Raw genomic sequence first — 14,787 nt, 5'->3', positions numbered from 1 at the left:
GCAGCCGGAGGGAGAGGCGAAAAGGATAAAAAATCGCCCCGAGGCGTCGGGGCGAGGGGAGAAGGGGATTACTTTTTCCAGAAGTCGTCGAAGACGGTAATCGGCGGTCTGCGTTTATGTTCGGTTTTCAGATACCAGCCCTCAATCGTTTTCGCGATTTTCTCGTCCAGCGTTTTGCCTTCCAGATAGTCATCGATATTTTCGTAGGTCACGCCCAGCGCCACTTCGTCGGGCAGTGAAGGGCGGTCGTCCTCCAGATCGGCGGTCGGCAGCTTTTTATACAGATGCTCCGGACAGCCTAAATGGGCCAGCAGCTGTTTGCCCTGGCGTTTGTTGAGGCGAAAGATGGGGTTAATATCGGTACCGCCGTCGCCGTATTTGGTGAAGAACCCGGTGATCGCTTCCGCCGCATGGTCGGTGCCTACCACTACGCCGTGGGTCATTCCGGCGATGCTGTACTGCGCCTTCATGCGTTCGCGGGCTTTTTCATTACCGCGAACAAAGTCGCTAAGTTCGATCCCGGCCTCGCGCAGCGCCTGCTCGCTGGCCAGCACGGCGCCCTTAATATTGACCGTTAATACGCGATCCGGCTGAATAAATGCGATAGCGTCCTGGCAGTCCTGTTCATCCGCCTGCACGCCGTACGGGAGGCGCACGGCAATAAACTGCAGGCTGCTGTCGCCGGTTTCGGCGCGCAGTTCGTTGATGGCCAACTGACACAATTTACCGGTGAGCGTAGAGTCCTGGCCGCCGCTGATGCCGAGGACCAGCGATTTAATAAAGGGGTATTTTTGCAGGTAGGACTTCAAAAAATCTACGCTGCGGCGTATCTCGGCTTCGACATCGATCTGGGGTTTTGCGCCCAGCGCCTGAATAATCTCTTGTTGTAGCGTCATTGCGCCCTCCGGGAAGTAAATCTGTTTGCCAATCAGCAGAGGTTTAACCTACCTCTTTGCCGGTAAAACGACAAGGATCACAATTTTGAGTGAAGCAAAAGCAGGCAACCGCAACAAGAGGGGATTTATTATTGGAAAGCTCTTAATTTCGTTTCATTTCCACCTTCGGCTTGAAAAATAACGATATTTATTCCAGGCTTATTAACACGCCAAAAAAAAGAGGACGGAACATGAACAAGCATTTTGCAGGATTTCTGGGCGCAGCAGCTGTATTGACCATGCTGGCAGGCTGTACGGCCTATGACCGTACCAAAGATCAGTTCACTCAGCCGGTGGTCAAAGACGTTAAAAAAGGCATGAGCCGCGCCCAGGTTGCGCAGATTGCTGGTAAACCTTCATCAGAAGTTACCATGATCCACGCGCGCGGTACCTGCCAGACATACATCCTGGGTCAACGCGATGGTAAAATTGAAACCTACTTTGTCGCCCTGGACGATACTGGCCACGTGATAAATTCCGGTTATCAGACCTGCGCCGAGTACGATACCGATCCGCGCAACAGTAAGTAATACCCCAGCCGTAACGCTGATTTCTACGTAAGCCCGACCATTGGTCGGGCTTTTTTGTGAACTCTGATGCTTATTTAATTGCGCGAATTATTTGAGGGAAATGTGAAGGCAGTCAAAACGCGAGGTCAATGAGAGACAATTCTGTTCAAGGAGGAATTATCCTGGCGCTGAACGATGCCGTATACTCAATGCATAAACAATACTAATTCAAAGAAACATCTCTTACCGCCTCTCAGGCATCCATGATGCCGGGAGGACCGGGTCACACAAATTGAGGAAGCGTTCATGGAAAAGAAACATATCTACCTGTTCTGTTCTGCTGGGATGTCGACATCACTGCTGGTATCGAAAATGCGCGCCCAGGCCGAGAAGTATGAAGTGCCGGTGATTATTGAAGCATTTCCGGAGACCCTGGCCGGTGAAAAAGGTCCTGATGCCGATGTCGTATTATTAGGCCCACAAATTTCCTATATGTTGCCGGATATTCAGCGTTTACTACCCAATAAACCCGTAGAAGTCATTGATTCTGTTTTGTACGGTAAGATCGATGGATTAGGTGTTCTGAAAGCGGCCGTTGCGGCCATTAAGAAAGCTGCTGCACAATAATTTTTATTTTAAAACTCGACATATTTCGGATAGCAGCGGTTAAAATTTCGTGAGGGTGTGTTTTAGCTGTTTGCTGTCCGAAATACCCAGAGTTTATTTTCCCGTCAAAGAGTAATTTCATCTATCATTGCCGCAATGATTATATTGCGGCCTTAAAGGGTATTTATTATGAGTAAAGTGATTGACTCGCTTGAAAAGGTACTCCTTCCTTTTGCCGTCAAAATAGGAAGGCAGCCCCACGTCAACGCAATTAAAAACGGCTTTATTAAGTTAATGCCATTGACGCTAGCTGGGGCAATGTTTGTTTTAATTAACAACGTATTTTTGAGTTTCGGCGACGGCTCCTTCTTTTATTCAATGGGTATCCGTCTGGATGCCTCCACCATAGAAACGCTCAACGGTTTTAAAGCTATTGGCGGTAACGTTTATAACGGTACGCTCGGCATTATGTCGCTAATGGCGCCTTTCTTCATCGGTTCCGCGTTAGCTGAAGAGCGTAAAGTGGACCCGATGGCCGCCGGTTTATTGGCCGTGGCGGCATTTATGACCGTCACGCCTTATAGCGTCGGTGAAGCCTACGCCGTTGGCGCTAACTGGTTAGGCGGCGCCAATATTATTTCCGGTATTGTGATCGGTCTGGTCGTTGCCGAGATGTTCACCTTTATCGTACATCGCAATTGGGTGATTACGCTGCCGTCCAGCGTGCCGGCTTCGGTTTCCCGTTCATTCTCGGCGGTTATCCCGGCATTCATTATCCTCTCGATAATGGGGATTATCTCCTGGGCGTTGACCCACTGGGGGACTAACTTCCACCAGATCATCATGGACACGATCTCCACGCCGCTGGCCTCAATGGGCGCCGTCGTAGGCTGGGCATACGTTATTTTCACCTCGCTGCTGTGGTTCTTCGGCGTACACGGGTCGCTGGCGCTGTCGGCGCTGGATAGCGGGATCATGACGCCGTGGGCGCTGGAAAACATCGCAACCTACCAGCAGTACGGTTCCGTCGAGGCCGCGCTGGCCGCGGGTAAGAGCTTCCATATGTGGGCCAAGCCGATGCTTGATTCCTACATCTTCCTTGGTGGTACCGGCGCGACTCTGGGCTTAATCATCGCCATCTTTATCGCTTCACGTCGTGAGGATCATCGTCAGGTGGCCAAACTGGCGCTGCCGTCAGGCATCTTCCAGATTAACGAACCCATCCTGTTCGGCCTGCCGATTATTATGAACCCGGTGATGTTTATCCCGTTCATTCTGATTCAGCCTCTGCTGGCGGCTATCACCATGACGGCTTACACCCTGGGCATCATCCCGCCGATTACCAATATCGCGCCGTGGACCATGCCGACCGGTTTAGGCGCCTTCTTTAACACCAACGGTAGCGTCGCGGCCCTGCTGCTGGCCCTGTTCAACCTTGCCGTATCCACCCTGGTCTACCTGCCGTTTGTGGTGATTTCTAACAAAGCGCAGGGCGTTATTGAGCAGGAAGAGAGCGAAGAAGATATCGCTAACGCACTGAAATTCTAATATTAAGCGGTACGGGAGGTTTCCCGTACCGTCCAGGAAATAAGGGAGTCATTATGTTTGATCTGGATAACATCGCAGCAGAAGAGAGCGCGGTAAACGACCTCGAAGAGGTGGTGATGGGGCTGATTATCAACTCCGGACAAGCGCGTAGCCTGGCTTATGCCGCGCTGAAGCAGGCAAAGCAGGGAGATTTCGCGGCGGCCAAAGCGATGATGGAACAGTCGCGCATGGCGCTGAGCGAAGCGCACCTTGTGCAGACGCAGCTGATTGAGAGCGATGAGGGCGAGGGCAAAATGAAGGTGAGTCTGGTGCTGGTTCATGCGCAGGATCATCTGATGACCTCAATGCTGGCTCGTGAGCTGGTTGCCGAATTGATTGAGCTGCACGAGAAGGTACAATAGGTCATCGACACGATGAGGCAGCCAAAGATGATGACCACTGAAATCAGTACCGCCCGGGAGCAACAACTCTTTAACGGCAAGAACTTTCATGTGGTCATCTACAACAAAACGGAGAGCGTAAGCGGGCTTCACCAGCATGATTACTACGAATACACCATCGTTTTAACCGGGCGCTATTATCAGGTTATTAATGGCAAGCGGGTGCTGCTGGAGCGCGGGGATTTTGTCTTTATCCCAATGGGGTCGCATCACCAGAGTTTTTATGAATTTGGCGCGACGCGCATTCTTAACGTCGGTATCAGCAAAAGTTTCTTTGAGAAACACTATCTGCCGCTGCTGCCGTTTGGTCTCGTCGCCTCTCAGGTCTATGCCGTTAAAAGTACTTTTCTCAGTTATATTGAGTCGGTTATTGCATCACTGAATTTTCGCGAAACTGAATTTGACGAATTTATCGAACTGGTGTCTTTTTACACCCTGAATCGTTTGCGGCACTATCGTGAAGAGCCTACCGAAGATGTTATTCCGCAGTGGTTGAAAAATACCGTCGAGGGTATGCACGATAAGCTTAAATTTGGCGAGGGGGCGCTGGAAAATATGGTTGAGCTTTCCGGTAAAACGCAGGAGTACTTAACCCGCGCAACCCAGCGATATTATGGCAAAACGCCGATGCAGATGATTAACGATATTCGCATCAACTTCGCGAAGAAACAGTTAGAGATAACCAACTACTCGGTGACCGATATCGCCTATGAGTCGGGGTACAGTAGCCCAAGTCTGTTTATTAAAACATTCAAGAAGCTGACTTCCTTTACCCCCAGCAGCTATCGGAAACACCTCACCAGTATTAATTAACCGGGCGCGGAATAGTCCGCGCGGTCTAAATATTCAAATTAACTGTCCGTATTTACGCGGAGAGCGGGTGCCGCATATGCGCTATCCGCAAGGGAGAAAATAATGAGCCAGAAATTGAAAGTAGTGACAATCGGCGGCGGCAGCAGCTATACCCCGGAATTACTGGAAGGATTCCTGAAGCGTTATCATGAACTGCCAATTAGCGAACTGTGGCTGGTGGATGTCGCGGAAGGGCAGGAAAAGCTCGATATTATCCACGCGCTGTGCCAGCGCATGGTGGAAAAAGCCGGCGTTCCGATGAAAGTCTATAAGACCCTGGATCGCCGCGCGGCGCTGGAAGGCGCCGATTTCGTCACCACCCAGCTGCGCGTTGGCCAGCTTAAGGCGCGCGAGAAGGACGAGCGTATCCCGCTGAGCCACGGCTATTTAGGCCAGGAAACCAACGGCGCGGGCGGATTGTTTAAAGGTCTGCGCACCATTCCGGTCATTTTTGACATTGTGAAAGATGTTCAGGAAGTCTGTCCGAACGCCTGGGTGATTAACTTTACCAACCCGGCGGGCATGGTAACCGAAGCGGTGTATCGTCATACTGGCTTTAAGCGCTTTATCGGCGTGTGCAATATTCCTATCGGCATGAAGATGTTTATCACCGACGTGCTGAAGCTGGCTCCGAGCGATGAGCTCAATATCGATCTGTTTGGTCTGAACCATCTGGTGTTTGTTCGCGATGTGCTGGTCAACGGCGTTTCACGCTTTGACGAGCTGCTTGACGGCGTAGCGTCGGGTCGATTGAGCGCAAACTCGGTGAAAAATATCTTTGATTTGCCGTTTAGCGAAGGGCTGCTCCGGTCGCTGCGCCTGATCCCTTGCTCCTATCTGCTCTACTACTTTAAGCCAAAAGAGATGCTGGCGATTGAAATGGGCGAGTACTACAAAGGCGGCGCGCGCGCGCAGGTAGTGCAGAAAGTTGAGAAACAGCTTTTCGAGCTCTATAAGGATCCGGATCTTAACGTGAAACCGAAAGAGCTGGAGCAGCGCGGCGGGGCCTATTACTCCGACGCCGCCTGTGAAGTGATTAACGCCATTTACAATGATAAGCAGGCCGAGCATTACGTTAACGTGCCGCATCACGGCCACGTCGATAATATCCCGGCCGACTGGGCGGTAGAGATGACCTGTACGCTGGGTCGCGATGGCGCCAAACCGACGCCGCGCATTACGCACTTCGATGAGAAGGTGCTGGGTCTGATTTACACCATTAAAGGTTTTGAAGTCGCGGCAAGCGAAGCGGCTATCAGCGGTAAACTGGACGATGTGCTGCTGGCGCTTAATCTAAGCCCGCTGATCCACTCCGATCGCGATGCTGAAAAGCTGGCGCGGGAGATGATCCTCGCGCACGAGCAGTGGCTGCCAAACTTTGCGGCGACTATCGAAAAACTGAAACAGTAACGGGAGCGGCTCATGGAACGCGTGTTAATCGTCAATGCTGATGATTTTGGCCTCAGCAGGGGGCAAAACTACGGCATTATCGAAGCTTGCAAGAACGGTGTGGTCACCTCCACGACGGCGCTGGTCAACGGCGCGGCGATTAGCCACGCTGCCCAGCTTAGCCGCTGCGTCCCCGAACTGGCGGTGGGGATGCATTTTGTCCTGACGCTGGGCGAACCGCTATCGGCGATGCCGGGGCTAACCCGCGAAGGGCGCCTCGGTAAGTGGATTTGGCAGATGGCGGAAGAGGACAGCCTGCCGCTGGACGAAATCGCCCACGAACTGGAGCAGCAGTATCAGCGCTTTGTCGAGCTGTTTGGCCATGAACCGACGCATATCGACAGCCATCACCATGTGCATATGATCGCGCAGATCTACCCCATCGTCGCGGCGTTCGCCCGCGAGAAGGGCGTGGCGCTGCGGATCGACCGTCAGCTGGCGACGCTGTCAGGCCTGGCGCAGGATGCGGCGCGCAGCAGCGAAGGGTTCGCCAGCGAGTTTTACGGGGAAGGGGTTTCGGAAGCGCTGTTTCTGCAAACCCTGGATGCCTCTATCCGCCGCGGTGAGACGTCGCTGGAGGTAATGTGCCATCCGGCGTTCGTGGATAACACGATTATGGGCAGCGCCTATTGCTATCCGCGTCTGACCGAGCTGGATGTGCTGACGAGCGAGTCGCTAAAATCGGCGATTACCGAGCGCGGTTACCGGCTCGGAACCTATCGCGATGTATAAAGGCAAGTCAAAAGCCCGGCATTTCTGCCGGGCATCTTTTTTATGCCGGGATCGCGGCGATTTTGGCGCTTCTTGACCACACCCGATGCGCCGCCATCAGGGTAATCAGCTCATCCAGCGCCTGGCTATCAATGGCATCCGTCTCAACAACGCCTTCTTCACCCTGGCTGGCAATCTGCAGTGGCGCTTTACACTGCCGGGCATCGCCTGCCAGAAGAATCGGTTTCAGGTGTTTGTAGGCTTCCAGCAGGTAATAGTGGAAATCGCCGTTGTTGCTCAGGCTTTGCAGATCGCCGCCGGGAACGATAACCGCATCGACGGTTAACGAGGGCGACCCGGCAAAGGTTCCGGCCACCGGAAGCTCGCTACCGTCATCGGCCTTCACTTTACCCATTCGGGAATAGAGCAGTTTGGCATGTACTCCGTGCGCCTTCAGCGTCTTCAGCAGCGCCAGCAGCTCTTTCGCGACCGGCCGATCGTTAAGCAGTACCGCTACCACCCGGCCTTTAACGTCGCCGCTGGGAATGGCGTACAGGCTTAAGGTCGGATCTTTCTTCAGGCCGTTAACATCCGGCGGCGGGGTGATGCTGCGCTGCTCGTCGGTGAGCTCAATCCCCAGATTTTTGCCCACCGCCTGAGCCAGCTGCAGGTCGATATGCGCCAGCTGATCGACCACCCGCTCGCGGATCCACTCCCTGACGACCTTGCTCAGTTCGAAACTAAAGCCGTCGATAATATGCTGCTGCTCAATAGGCGTCTGGCTACGCCAGAACAGCAGGGGATGAGAGTAGTACTCGCCAAACGAGGGGCTGCGCTGGCGAATTTTTTCTCCGTCAACCCGCTCGGCATAGGATTCAAAGCCGCCGCGTTTGGCGGCCGGCGGCGTCTCCCGCGGCCAGTTATCGTTAATGGAGTTGGGCTCGTAGTTTGCCGGGTTGGTATCAATATCCATCCGGTGCATGCCGTCGCGCTGGAAGTTATGGTACGGGCAGGTGGGCTTATTGATCGGGATTTCATGGAAATTCGGCCCGCCGAGGCGACTAATCTGCGTATCGGTATAGGAGAAGAGTCGGCCCTGAAGCAGCGGGTCGTTGCTGAAGTCTATCCCCGGAACGATATGCCCAGGATGGAACGCCGCCTGTTCGTTTTCGGCAAAAAAGTTATCCGGGTTGCGATTGAGGACCATCTTACCGACGCGCTGCACCGGGACCAGCGCTTCCGGAATCAGCTTGGTGGGATCCAGCAGATCGAAATCAAAAGCAAACTCGTCCTCTTCCGGGATCAGCTGTAAGCCCAGTTCGTACTCAGGATAATCGCCGGCTTCAATTGCTTCCCATAAATCACGGCGGTGGAAATCAGGATCGCGACCGGTCAGCTTTTGCGACTCGTCCCAAACCAGAGACGCTTTGCCTGCCACGGGCTTCCAGTGAAAACGTACGAAGGTGGCTTTGCCTTGCGCGTTAATCAGGCGGAAGGTGTGGATGCCGAAGCCCTCCATCGTGCGGTAGCTGCGGGGCAGTCCGCGGTCGGACATCGCCCACATCACGTTATGCAGCGTTTCCGGCTGTAGCGAGACATAATCCCAGAATGTGTCGTGCGCGCTTTGCCCCTGCGGGACGGCCCAGTGTGGCTCAGGTTTCACCGCATGAACAAAATCAGGGAATTTGAGCGCATCCTGGATAAAAAAGATCGGCGTATTGTTGCCGACCAGGTCGAAAATCCCTTCGTCGGTATAAAACTTGGTGGCAAAACCGCGGATGTCGCGGACCGTATCGGCGGAGCCTGCGCCGCCCTGAACGGTTGAAAAGCGGACGAAGACCGGCGTTTTTTTCTCCGGGCTGGAGAGGAAATCGGCTTTGGTGATGTCGCTTAAATCGCTGTACGCCTGGAAATAGCCGTGCGCAGCGGAGCCGCGGGCATGGACGATCCTTTCCGGAATGCGCTCGTGGTCGAAGTGGGTGATTTTTTCACGCAGGATAAAATCTTCCAGCAGCGTGGGGCCGCGTTTACCCGCGCGCAGCGAGTTTTGATCGTCAGCGATGCGAACGCCCTGGTTGGTGGTGAGGGCAAAATCCTCACCGCCTTTGCGATGTTTTTCGAGGGCATCAAGCTTTTCGCTGTGCGTATCCGGGGCTTTCATACTGCCCGGCGCGGTCGGCTCTTCGCCTGGAGCAGTGGGATGCGGCGTGGGCCGCCAGTTCTGGTCTTCGGGGGCCAGGGCATCCAGACCAGGTTTTGCTTCCCGGTCATCGTGAACCGGTGATTGATGGGGTTGTGGGTTAGGGTGTTTATCAGACATTGCGTGCTCCTGCTTTCATTACTGAAAATGGTCATTGCTAAACCAAAACCCTTCTAATTGTAGAACATCATTTCAAGAACATATTTTTATGAGAGTTTTGCTACTAAAGGGCCGCAAGCAGGGGGCGACGAAGGGGGGCGCTTTCGGCTATGATAAGGGTTTCCGTTTCCCGCTGTGTTTAGTGAATCTATTTGTGATGAAACCACTTCGCCAACAAAATCGTCAGGTCATTAGCTACGTGCCTCGAGTGGAGCCTGCGCCGCCGGAACACGCCGTCAAAATGGATGGTTTTCGCGACGTCTGGGCTCTGCGGGGTAAGTACGTTGCCTTTGTGCTGATCGATGAACACTTTCGCCGTTCCCCACCGTTTAACGTGCCGGAAGCGGCGCAGCGCTGGGCGACGCAAATGAGGCAGGAAGGCGAAATTGACGACTGAGGCTGCAGGGGAAATAAAAAAACCGCTGATATTTCAGCGGTTTTTTGTTTTGATAACCTGAAGATGGCATCAGCTTAGCGGTGCGCCAGCTCGGCATCTTCTTCGCTATCGAGAATAGTTTTATCGGTTTGACGCAGCCACTGGCTGGTCAGGGTACCGGCGGTCATAGACCCGCTCACGTTCAGCGCGGTACGGCCCATATCGATGAGCGGCTCCACCGAGATCAGCAGCGCCACCAGCGTGACAGGCAGGCCCATCGCTGGCAGGACGATCAGGGCGGCAAAGGTCGCGCCGCCGCCTACGCCCGCGACGCCGGCGGAGCTGACGGTCACGATGCCTACCAGCGTTGCAATCCACAGCGGATCGAGCGGGTTGATACCGACGGTTGGCGCGACCATTACCGCCAGCATCGCCGGATAAAGACCCGCGCAGCCGTTCTGGCCGATGGTGGCGCCGAACGAGGCGGAGAAGCTGGCGATAGACTCCGGCACGCCCAGACGACGCGTTTGCGCTTCCACGTTCAGCGGAATCGACGCGGCGCTGGAGCGGCTGGTAAAGGCGAAGGTCAGCACCGGCCAGACTTTACGGAAGTACTTCAGCGGGCTCACGCCGTTCACCGCCAGCAGCAGACCGTGCACCACGAACATGATGCCCAGACCAATATAAGAGGCGATAACGAAGCTGCCGAGCTTGATGATGTCCTGCAGGTTAGAGCCCGCAACCACCTTGGTCATCAGCGCTAGTACGCCGTACGGCGTTAACTGCATCACCAGGCGTACCAGCTTCATCACCCAGCTCTGCAGCGTGTCGATGGCGGTGAGTACGCGCTGGCCTTTCGCTACGTCATCTTTCAGCAGCTTCAGCGCCGCGACGCCGAGGAACGCAGCGAAGATAACGACGCTGATAATCGATGTCGGGTTCGCGCCGGTCAGATCGGCAAACGGGTTTTTCGGCACAAAAGAGAGGATCAGCTGCGGGACGCTCAGGTCCGCGACTTTACCGGCGTAGTTGCTCTGAATGGCGTTGAGGCGGGCGGTTTCCGCGCTGCCCTGAACCAGACCTTCGGCGGTGAGGCCAAACATATTGGTCACCAGTACCCCGACCAGCGCCGCAATCAGCGTAGTGAACAGCAGGGTACCGATGCTGAGGAAGCTGATTTTACCCAGCTGCGAAGCATTGTGCAGACGGGCCACCGCGCTCAAAATCGAGGCGAAAACCAGCGGCATGACGATCATCTGTAGCAGCTGAACATAGCCGTTACCGACGATATTGAACCACTGGATAGAGTCCTTCAGCACCTGGCTGTCGGAACCATAGATAAGCTGTAGCGCCAGGCCGAAAACCACGCCGATAACCAGACCGACCAGCACTTTTTTAGCGAGGCTCCACTGTTTATGCCGGGTTTGGGCCAGCGCCAACAGTAAAACCGCGAACACGACAACGTTCGCTATTAATGGAAAGTTCATCCCCGTTCTCCTGATAACTTTTATAACCAGGTTGGTCAATAACCAACTCTTATGACGGCAAGGGTAGCAGAAGGCGTAATTCGTTACTTATATTCAAATGGAATTGATTATAACTAATTGATTAATTCGCTGGTTTATCGCCCAGACTGGTGGCTAATAAAGCGATTAAAGGTAGTTTGCAGCGAATTAATCATATCCGATGACCAGCGAACGGCGCTGTTTTCGGCAACGTTTTGCGGCATCCACACGGCATAGATGAACAGCGCCATGCACAGCGCGCGCTCCAGCTGGTTGCCCTTGCGCGGCGCGAGGAGGGGCAGACGAAAACGCCAGCGGCAGGGCCAGAGCAGCGGAACGCCCGCTGGGGTGAGCATGTCGGCGAGAATATGGCTGAGATAGCCCAGAACCAGACCCTGAACCGCATCTGCCGGAACTATCCAGCTTTCCGGCACTTTCAATGAGAAAATCGCGACCGCGCCAAAAACCACCAGCAGGCTATGGGTGAAGCCGCGATGGCCGAAGGCGCGCGCTATCGGTTTTGATATCCAGCTTAAGCGCTGGCCGAGAAATGACTTCGGGTGATCGATATCCGGCAGCAGACAGGTCAGGATGGCGGAAGGAACAATATGCCACCAGTCGCCCTGGGCCAGCACGGGCGTTAATTCCGCATTTTTCGCAAATACCGCGCAGGCGATAGAAAAGAGGAGGTGGCCTTCCGCCGTCATGATAAAAACCCTAAACTGTCAATTCATACAGTATAGGGTTTTTATACAGTGTGCGAAAGAGGTGACGGTGTAACTCTTTGTCACAAAATCATCAGCGCGCCAGCCAGCCGCCATCCACCGCCAGGGTATAGCCGCTGATGTAATCCGCCGCCCTGGAGGCGAGGAAGACGACCGGCCCCTGGAGATCATCCGCAACCCCCCAGCGCCCGGCCGGAATACGGTCGAGGATCGCTTTGCTACGCTCGGCGTCATCGCGCAGCTGTTGGGTATTATTGGTCGCCATATACCCCGGCGCAATCGCGTTAACGTTGATGCGATGCCCGGCCCATTCGTTGGCCATCAGGCGGGTGATGCCCAGTACGCCGCTTTTTGACGCAGTGTAGGATGGCACCCGAATACCGCCCTGAAACGAGAGCATTGAGGCAATGTTCACGATTTTCCCGCCGTCACCCTGCTGGATAAACTGCCGGGCGACCGCCTGCGAAAGGAAGAACACCGACTTCAGATTCAGATTCATCACGTCGTCCCAGTCCTTTTCGCTAAAGGAGAGCGCATCGGCGCGACGGATGGTTCCCGCATTGTTGACCAGAATATCGACCCGGCCCATGACGGCCACGGCCTGAGTCACTATGTCTTCAATCTCATCCTGCCGGCTCAGATCGGCCTGGATAGCGGTAAAGCGGCGGCCCAGCGTCTGCACCTTTTCTGCGGTTTCATGGGGGATCCGGCGATTCACGCCGACGATATCGCACCCGGCCTGCGCAAGGCCTAACGTCATTCCCTGGCCCAGCCCGGTATCACAACCCGTCACGATGGCGACCTTGCCCGCAAGGTCAAAGGCGTTCAGTACCATATGCACCTCTGTATGCTGATTTCATGCGTCAAATAACGCCGTTGAGATAAGCATAGAGGGCGGAAGAGGAAAAAACAATTAAAAATGAAACGGTGTTTTATTTTTGTGGTGATGGGATGATGCCGCTCTCCCATCATCACCGGCAGGATTAACCGAGCAGGTCGCCCGGCGTGAGGGACTCAAGCGTAGCAAGCTTCACGTCAGCCAGCACGAAGCGCGGGTCGCGGCTGTTTTCCGCTTCCGGTACCACGATAGACCGCATCCGCGCTGCTTTGCTGGCAATCATACCGTTGACCGAGTCTTCCAGCGCCACGCAGTTCATTGGGCTGACGCCAAGACTGGCGGCGCAGTTCAGATACACCTGCGGATGCGGTTTGCTGAACGGCAGCATTTCGGCGGAAGCGAGGGCGTCAAACTGGTCGCGCAGTTCAAACATGGTGAGGACTTTTTCCAGCATCCGCAGCGGCGATGCCGACGCGAGGCCGATTTTTAGCCCCTGGGCTTTGCACAATGCTACCGCCTGGCGCGCGCCGGGAAGAAGCGGACGCGCTTCTTCCACCAGCTGGATGGCGCGATTGATGATCCGCGCGGTGACTTCCGCGCGATCCGGGCCTTTCCACGGCTGCTGGGCAAACCACAGGTCGACGACTAAATCGATGCGCAGCCCCAGAATATCCGGCATTTCATGGCGGCGGCTGATATCCACCCCCAGGCTTGCCATCACCTCCAGCTCTGCTTTATCCCACAGCGGCTCGGAATCAATCAGTAAACCATCCATATCAAAAATCGCGGCGTGAATCTGGCGCCTGGCTGACATAAGTCCCTCTCCTTGTAGCGTAAATAGATAACGAATCGGCACTCATGGTATATCATACCGCGCATTATTGGGCGAAATTCGCCGACGAAGGTAGACTTAGAGTGGATAGGCGTCTTAACAAGGGGAACCCATGACGTATCAACAAGCTGGACGCGTTGCAGTACTTAAACGTATTTTGGGGTGGGTGGTATTTATCCCGGCGGTTATCTCGACGCTGATTTCCGTGCTGAAGTTTATGTACGAGCACAGTGAGAAAAAACCGGGCATTGACGCGGTGATGATGGACTTCGCTCATGTGATGATTGAGATGATGCGTTTTAATACGCCGTTCCTCAATTTCTTCTGGTACAACTCGCCGCTGCCGGACTTTAAGCACGGTATGAACATTGGCTTCTGGATCATCTATATTCTGGTGTTTGTCGGCATGGCGCTGCAGGCGTCCGGGGCGCGGATGGGGCGCCAGGCGAAATTTCTGCGCGAAGGCGTGGAGGATCAGCTGATTCTGGAGCAGGCGAAAGGGGCCGAAGGGCTGACGCGTGAGCAAATCTCCGAACGCGTGGTGGTGCCGCGTCATACCATCCTGGTGCAGTATTTTCCGCTTTACGTTTTGCCGGTGGTCATTATTGTACTGGGCTACTTCTTCTTCTCTTTACTCGGTTTTCTGTAAACGATCGGCCCGGTTGTGCCGGGCCGGCTGCATTACAGGGCGGGCAGGGCGCGAGGCTTGCCCTGATTATCCACCGCGACGTAGATAAACAGCGCTTCGGTCGCTTTATAGCGCTGGCCGATAGGCTCAGACGATACTTTCTTGACCCACACTTCCATATTAATGGTTATCGACGTGTTGCCGCGTTTCACGCAGTTGGCGTAGCAGCATACGACATCGCCAACCGCCACCGGGCGTAAAAAGGTCATGCCGTCGACCCGGACGGTCACGACGCGGCCGTGGGCAATCTCTTTGGCCATAATGGCGCCGCCAATATCCATCTGCGACATCAGCCAGCCGCCGAAAATATCGCCGTTAGCGTTGGTGTCCGCCGGCATCGCCAGGGTGCGTAAAACCAATTCGCCCTTCGGCGCAAGATCTGTTGTTGTCATTCTATACTCTGTACTAGTCAAA

General features: G+C 54.6%; 16 protein-coding genes. 9 read left to right on the top strand and 7 right to left on the bottom strand.

Annotated features, from left to right (window positions below; translation table 11 throughout):
* Positions 1 to 68: 68 nt before the first annotated feature.
* Positions 69 to 896: an ammonia-dependent NAD(+) synthetase gene (gene nadE / locus GUC22_RS15340; protein WP_024359442.1), complete on the bottom strand. Its 828-nt coding sequence runs from the start codon at positions 894 to 896 to the stop codon at positions 69 to 71.
* A gap of 230 nt (positions 897 to 1,126) precedes the next feature.
* Here nadE and osmE point away from each other — a divergent pair, with 230 nt between their 5' ends.
* The 7 genes from osmE to chbG all read left to right on the top strand — a co-directional run bounded on the left by osmE (position 1,127) and on the right by chbG (position 7,071).
* Positions 1,127 to 1,465: an osmotically-inducible lipoprotein OsmE gene (gene osmE / locus GUC22_RS15335; protein ID WP_004121344.1), complete on the top strand. Its 339-nt coding sequence runs from the start codon at positions 1,127 to 1,129 to the stop codon at positions 1,463 to 1,465.
* Between the two features lie 285 nt (positions 1,466 to 1,750).
* On the top strand, positions 1,751 to 2,071 hold the full coding sequence (gene chbB / locus GUC22_RS15330; RefSeq protein WP_004101340.1) for a PTS N,N'-diacetylchitobiose transporter subunit IIB: 321 nt from the start codon (positions 1,751 to 1,753) through the stop codon (positions 2,069 to 2,071).
* 168 nt (positions 2,072 to 2,239) lie between these two features.
* Entirely contained in the window at positions 2,240 to 3,598 is a 1,359-nt protein-coding gene (gene chbC, locus GUC22_RS15325) for a PTS N,N'-diacetylchitobiose transporter subunit IIC (protein WP_004121341.1), read from the top strand.
* Positions 3,599 to 3,651: 53 nt separating this feature from the next.
* Positions 3,652 to 3,999 carry a PTS N,N'-diacetylchitobiose transporter subunit IIA gene (chbA, locus tag GUC22_RS15320; protein WP_004138207.1) on the top strand — a complete coding sequence of 116 codons (348 nt, stop codon included), beginning with the start codon at positions 3,652 to 3,654 and terminating at the stop codon, positions 3,997 to 3,999.
* A gap of 27 nt (positions 4,000 to 4,026) precedes the next feature.
* Complete coding sequence (chbR, locus tag GUC22_RS15315) at positions 4,027 to 4,851, top strand: transcriptional regulator ChbR (protein ID WP_004138205.1); 825 nt, start codon at positions 4,027 to 4,029, stop codon at positions 4,849 to 4,851.
* A gap of 102 nt (positions 4,852 to 4,953) precedes the next feature.
* On the top strand, positions 4,954 to 6,300 hold the full coding sequence (locus GUC22_RS15310; RefSeq protein ID WP_004138202.1) for a 6-phospho-beta-glucosidase: 1,347 nt from the start codon (positions 4,954 to 4,956) through the stop codon (positions 6,298 to 6,300).
* 12 nt (positions 6,301 to 6,312) lie between these two features.
* Positions 6,313 to 7,071 (top strand): chitin disaccharide deacetylase, encoded by a 759-nt coding sequence (chbG, locus tag GUC22_RS15305; protein WP_004138201.1) that lies wholly within the window; start codon positions 6,313 to 6,315, stop codon positions 7,069 to 7,071.
* Positions 7,072 to 7,111: 40 nt separating this feature from the next.
* On the opposite strand, the gene katE is transcribed toward chbG, so the two are convergent.
* Positions 7,112 to 9,370, bottom strand: a complete 2,259-nt coding sequence (gene katE / locus GUC22_RS15300; RefSeq protein WP_024359441.1) for a catalase HPII — start codon at positions 9,368 to 9,370, stop codon at positions 7,112 to 7,114.
* Between the two features lie 196 nt (positions 9,371 to 9,566).
* Between katE and cedA the strand changes: the two genes are divergently transcribed.
* Complete coding sequence (gene cedA / locus GUC22_RS15295) at positions 9,567 to 9,806, top strand: cell division activator CedA (RefSeq protein WP_251883762.1); 240 nt, start codon at positions 9,567 to 9,569, stop codon at positions 9,804 to 9,806.
* Positions 9,807 to 9,880: 74 nt separating this feature from the next.
* On the opposite strand, the gene GUC22_RS15290 is transcribed toward cedA, so the two are convergent.
* The 4 genes from GUC22_RS15290 to hxpB form a co-directional block, all read right to left on the bottom strand.
* Positions 9,881 to 11,272, bottom strand: a complete 1,392-nt coding sequence (locus tag GUC22_RS15290; protein WP_004138198.1) for an L-cystine transporter — start codon at positions 11,270 to 11,272, stop codon at positions 9,881 to 9,883.
* 134 nt (positions 11,273 to 11,406) lie between these two features.
* Positions 11,407 to 11,997 carry a metal-dependent hydrolase gene (locus GUC22_RS15285; RefSeq protein WP_004138197.1) on the bottom strand — a complete coding sequence of 197 codons (591 nt, stop codon included), beginning with the start codon at positions 11,995 to 11,997 and terminating at the stop codon, positions 11,407 to 11,409.
* A gap of 91 nt (positions 11,998 to 12,088) precedes the next feature.
* Positions 12,089 to 12,850, bottom strand: coding sequence for a 2-dehydro-3-deoxy-D-gluconate 5-dehydrogenase KduD (gene kduD, locus GUC22_RS15280; protein ID WP_154929937.1), 762 nt, complete (start codon positions 12,848 to 12,850; stop codon positions 12,089 to 12,091).
* A gap of 148 nt (positions 12,851 to 12,998) precedes the next feature.
* Entirely contained in the window at positions 12,999 to 13,667 is a 669-nt protein-coding gene (hxpB, locus tag GUC22_RS15275; RefSeq protein ID WP_024359438.1) for a hexitol phosphatase HxpB, read from the bottom strand.
* A gap of 130 nt (positions 13,668 to 13,797) precedes the next feature.
* Between hxpB and GUC22_RS15270 the strand changes: the two genes are divergently transcribed.
* Positions 13,798 to 14,334 carry a YniB family protein gene (locus tag GUC22_RS15270; protein ID WP_004138185.1) on the top strand — a complete coding sequence of 179 codons (537 nt, stop codon included), beginning with the start codon at positions 13,798 to 13,800 and terminating at the stop codon, positions 14,332 to 14,334.
* 32 nt (positions 14,335 to 14,366) lie between these two features.
* On the opposite strand, the gene yciA is transcribed toward GUC22_RS15270, so the two are convergent.
* Positions 14,367 to 14,765, bottom strand: coding sequence for an acyl-CoA thioester hydrolase YciA (yciA, locus tag GUC22_RS15265; protein WP_004121302.1), 399 nt, complete (start codon positions 14,763 to 14,765; stop codon positions 14,367 to 14,369).
* Positions 14,766 to 14,787 lie beyond the last annotated feature (22 nt).

The sequence above is a fragment of the Klebsiella sp. MPUS7 genome, assembly GCF_009905335.1.
GTDB lineage: Bacteria > Pseudomonadota > Gammaproteobacteria > Enterobacterales > Enterobacteriaceae > Klebsiella > Klebsiella grimontii.
This window is presented reverse-complemented; position numbering and strand designations above follow the sequence as displayed.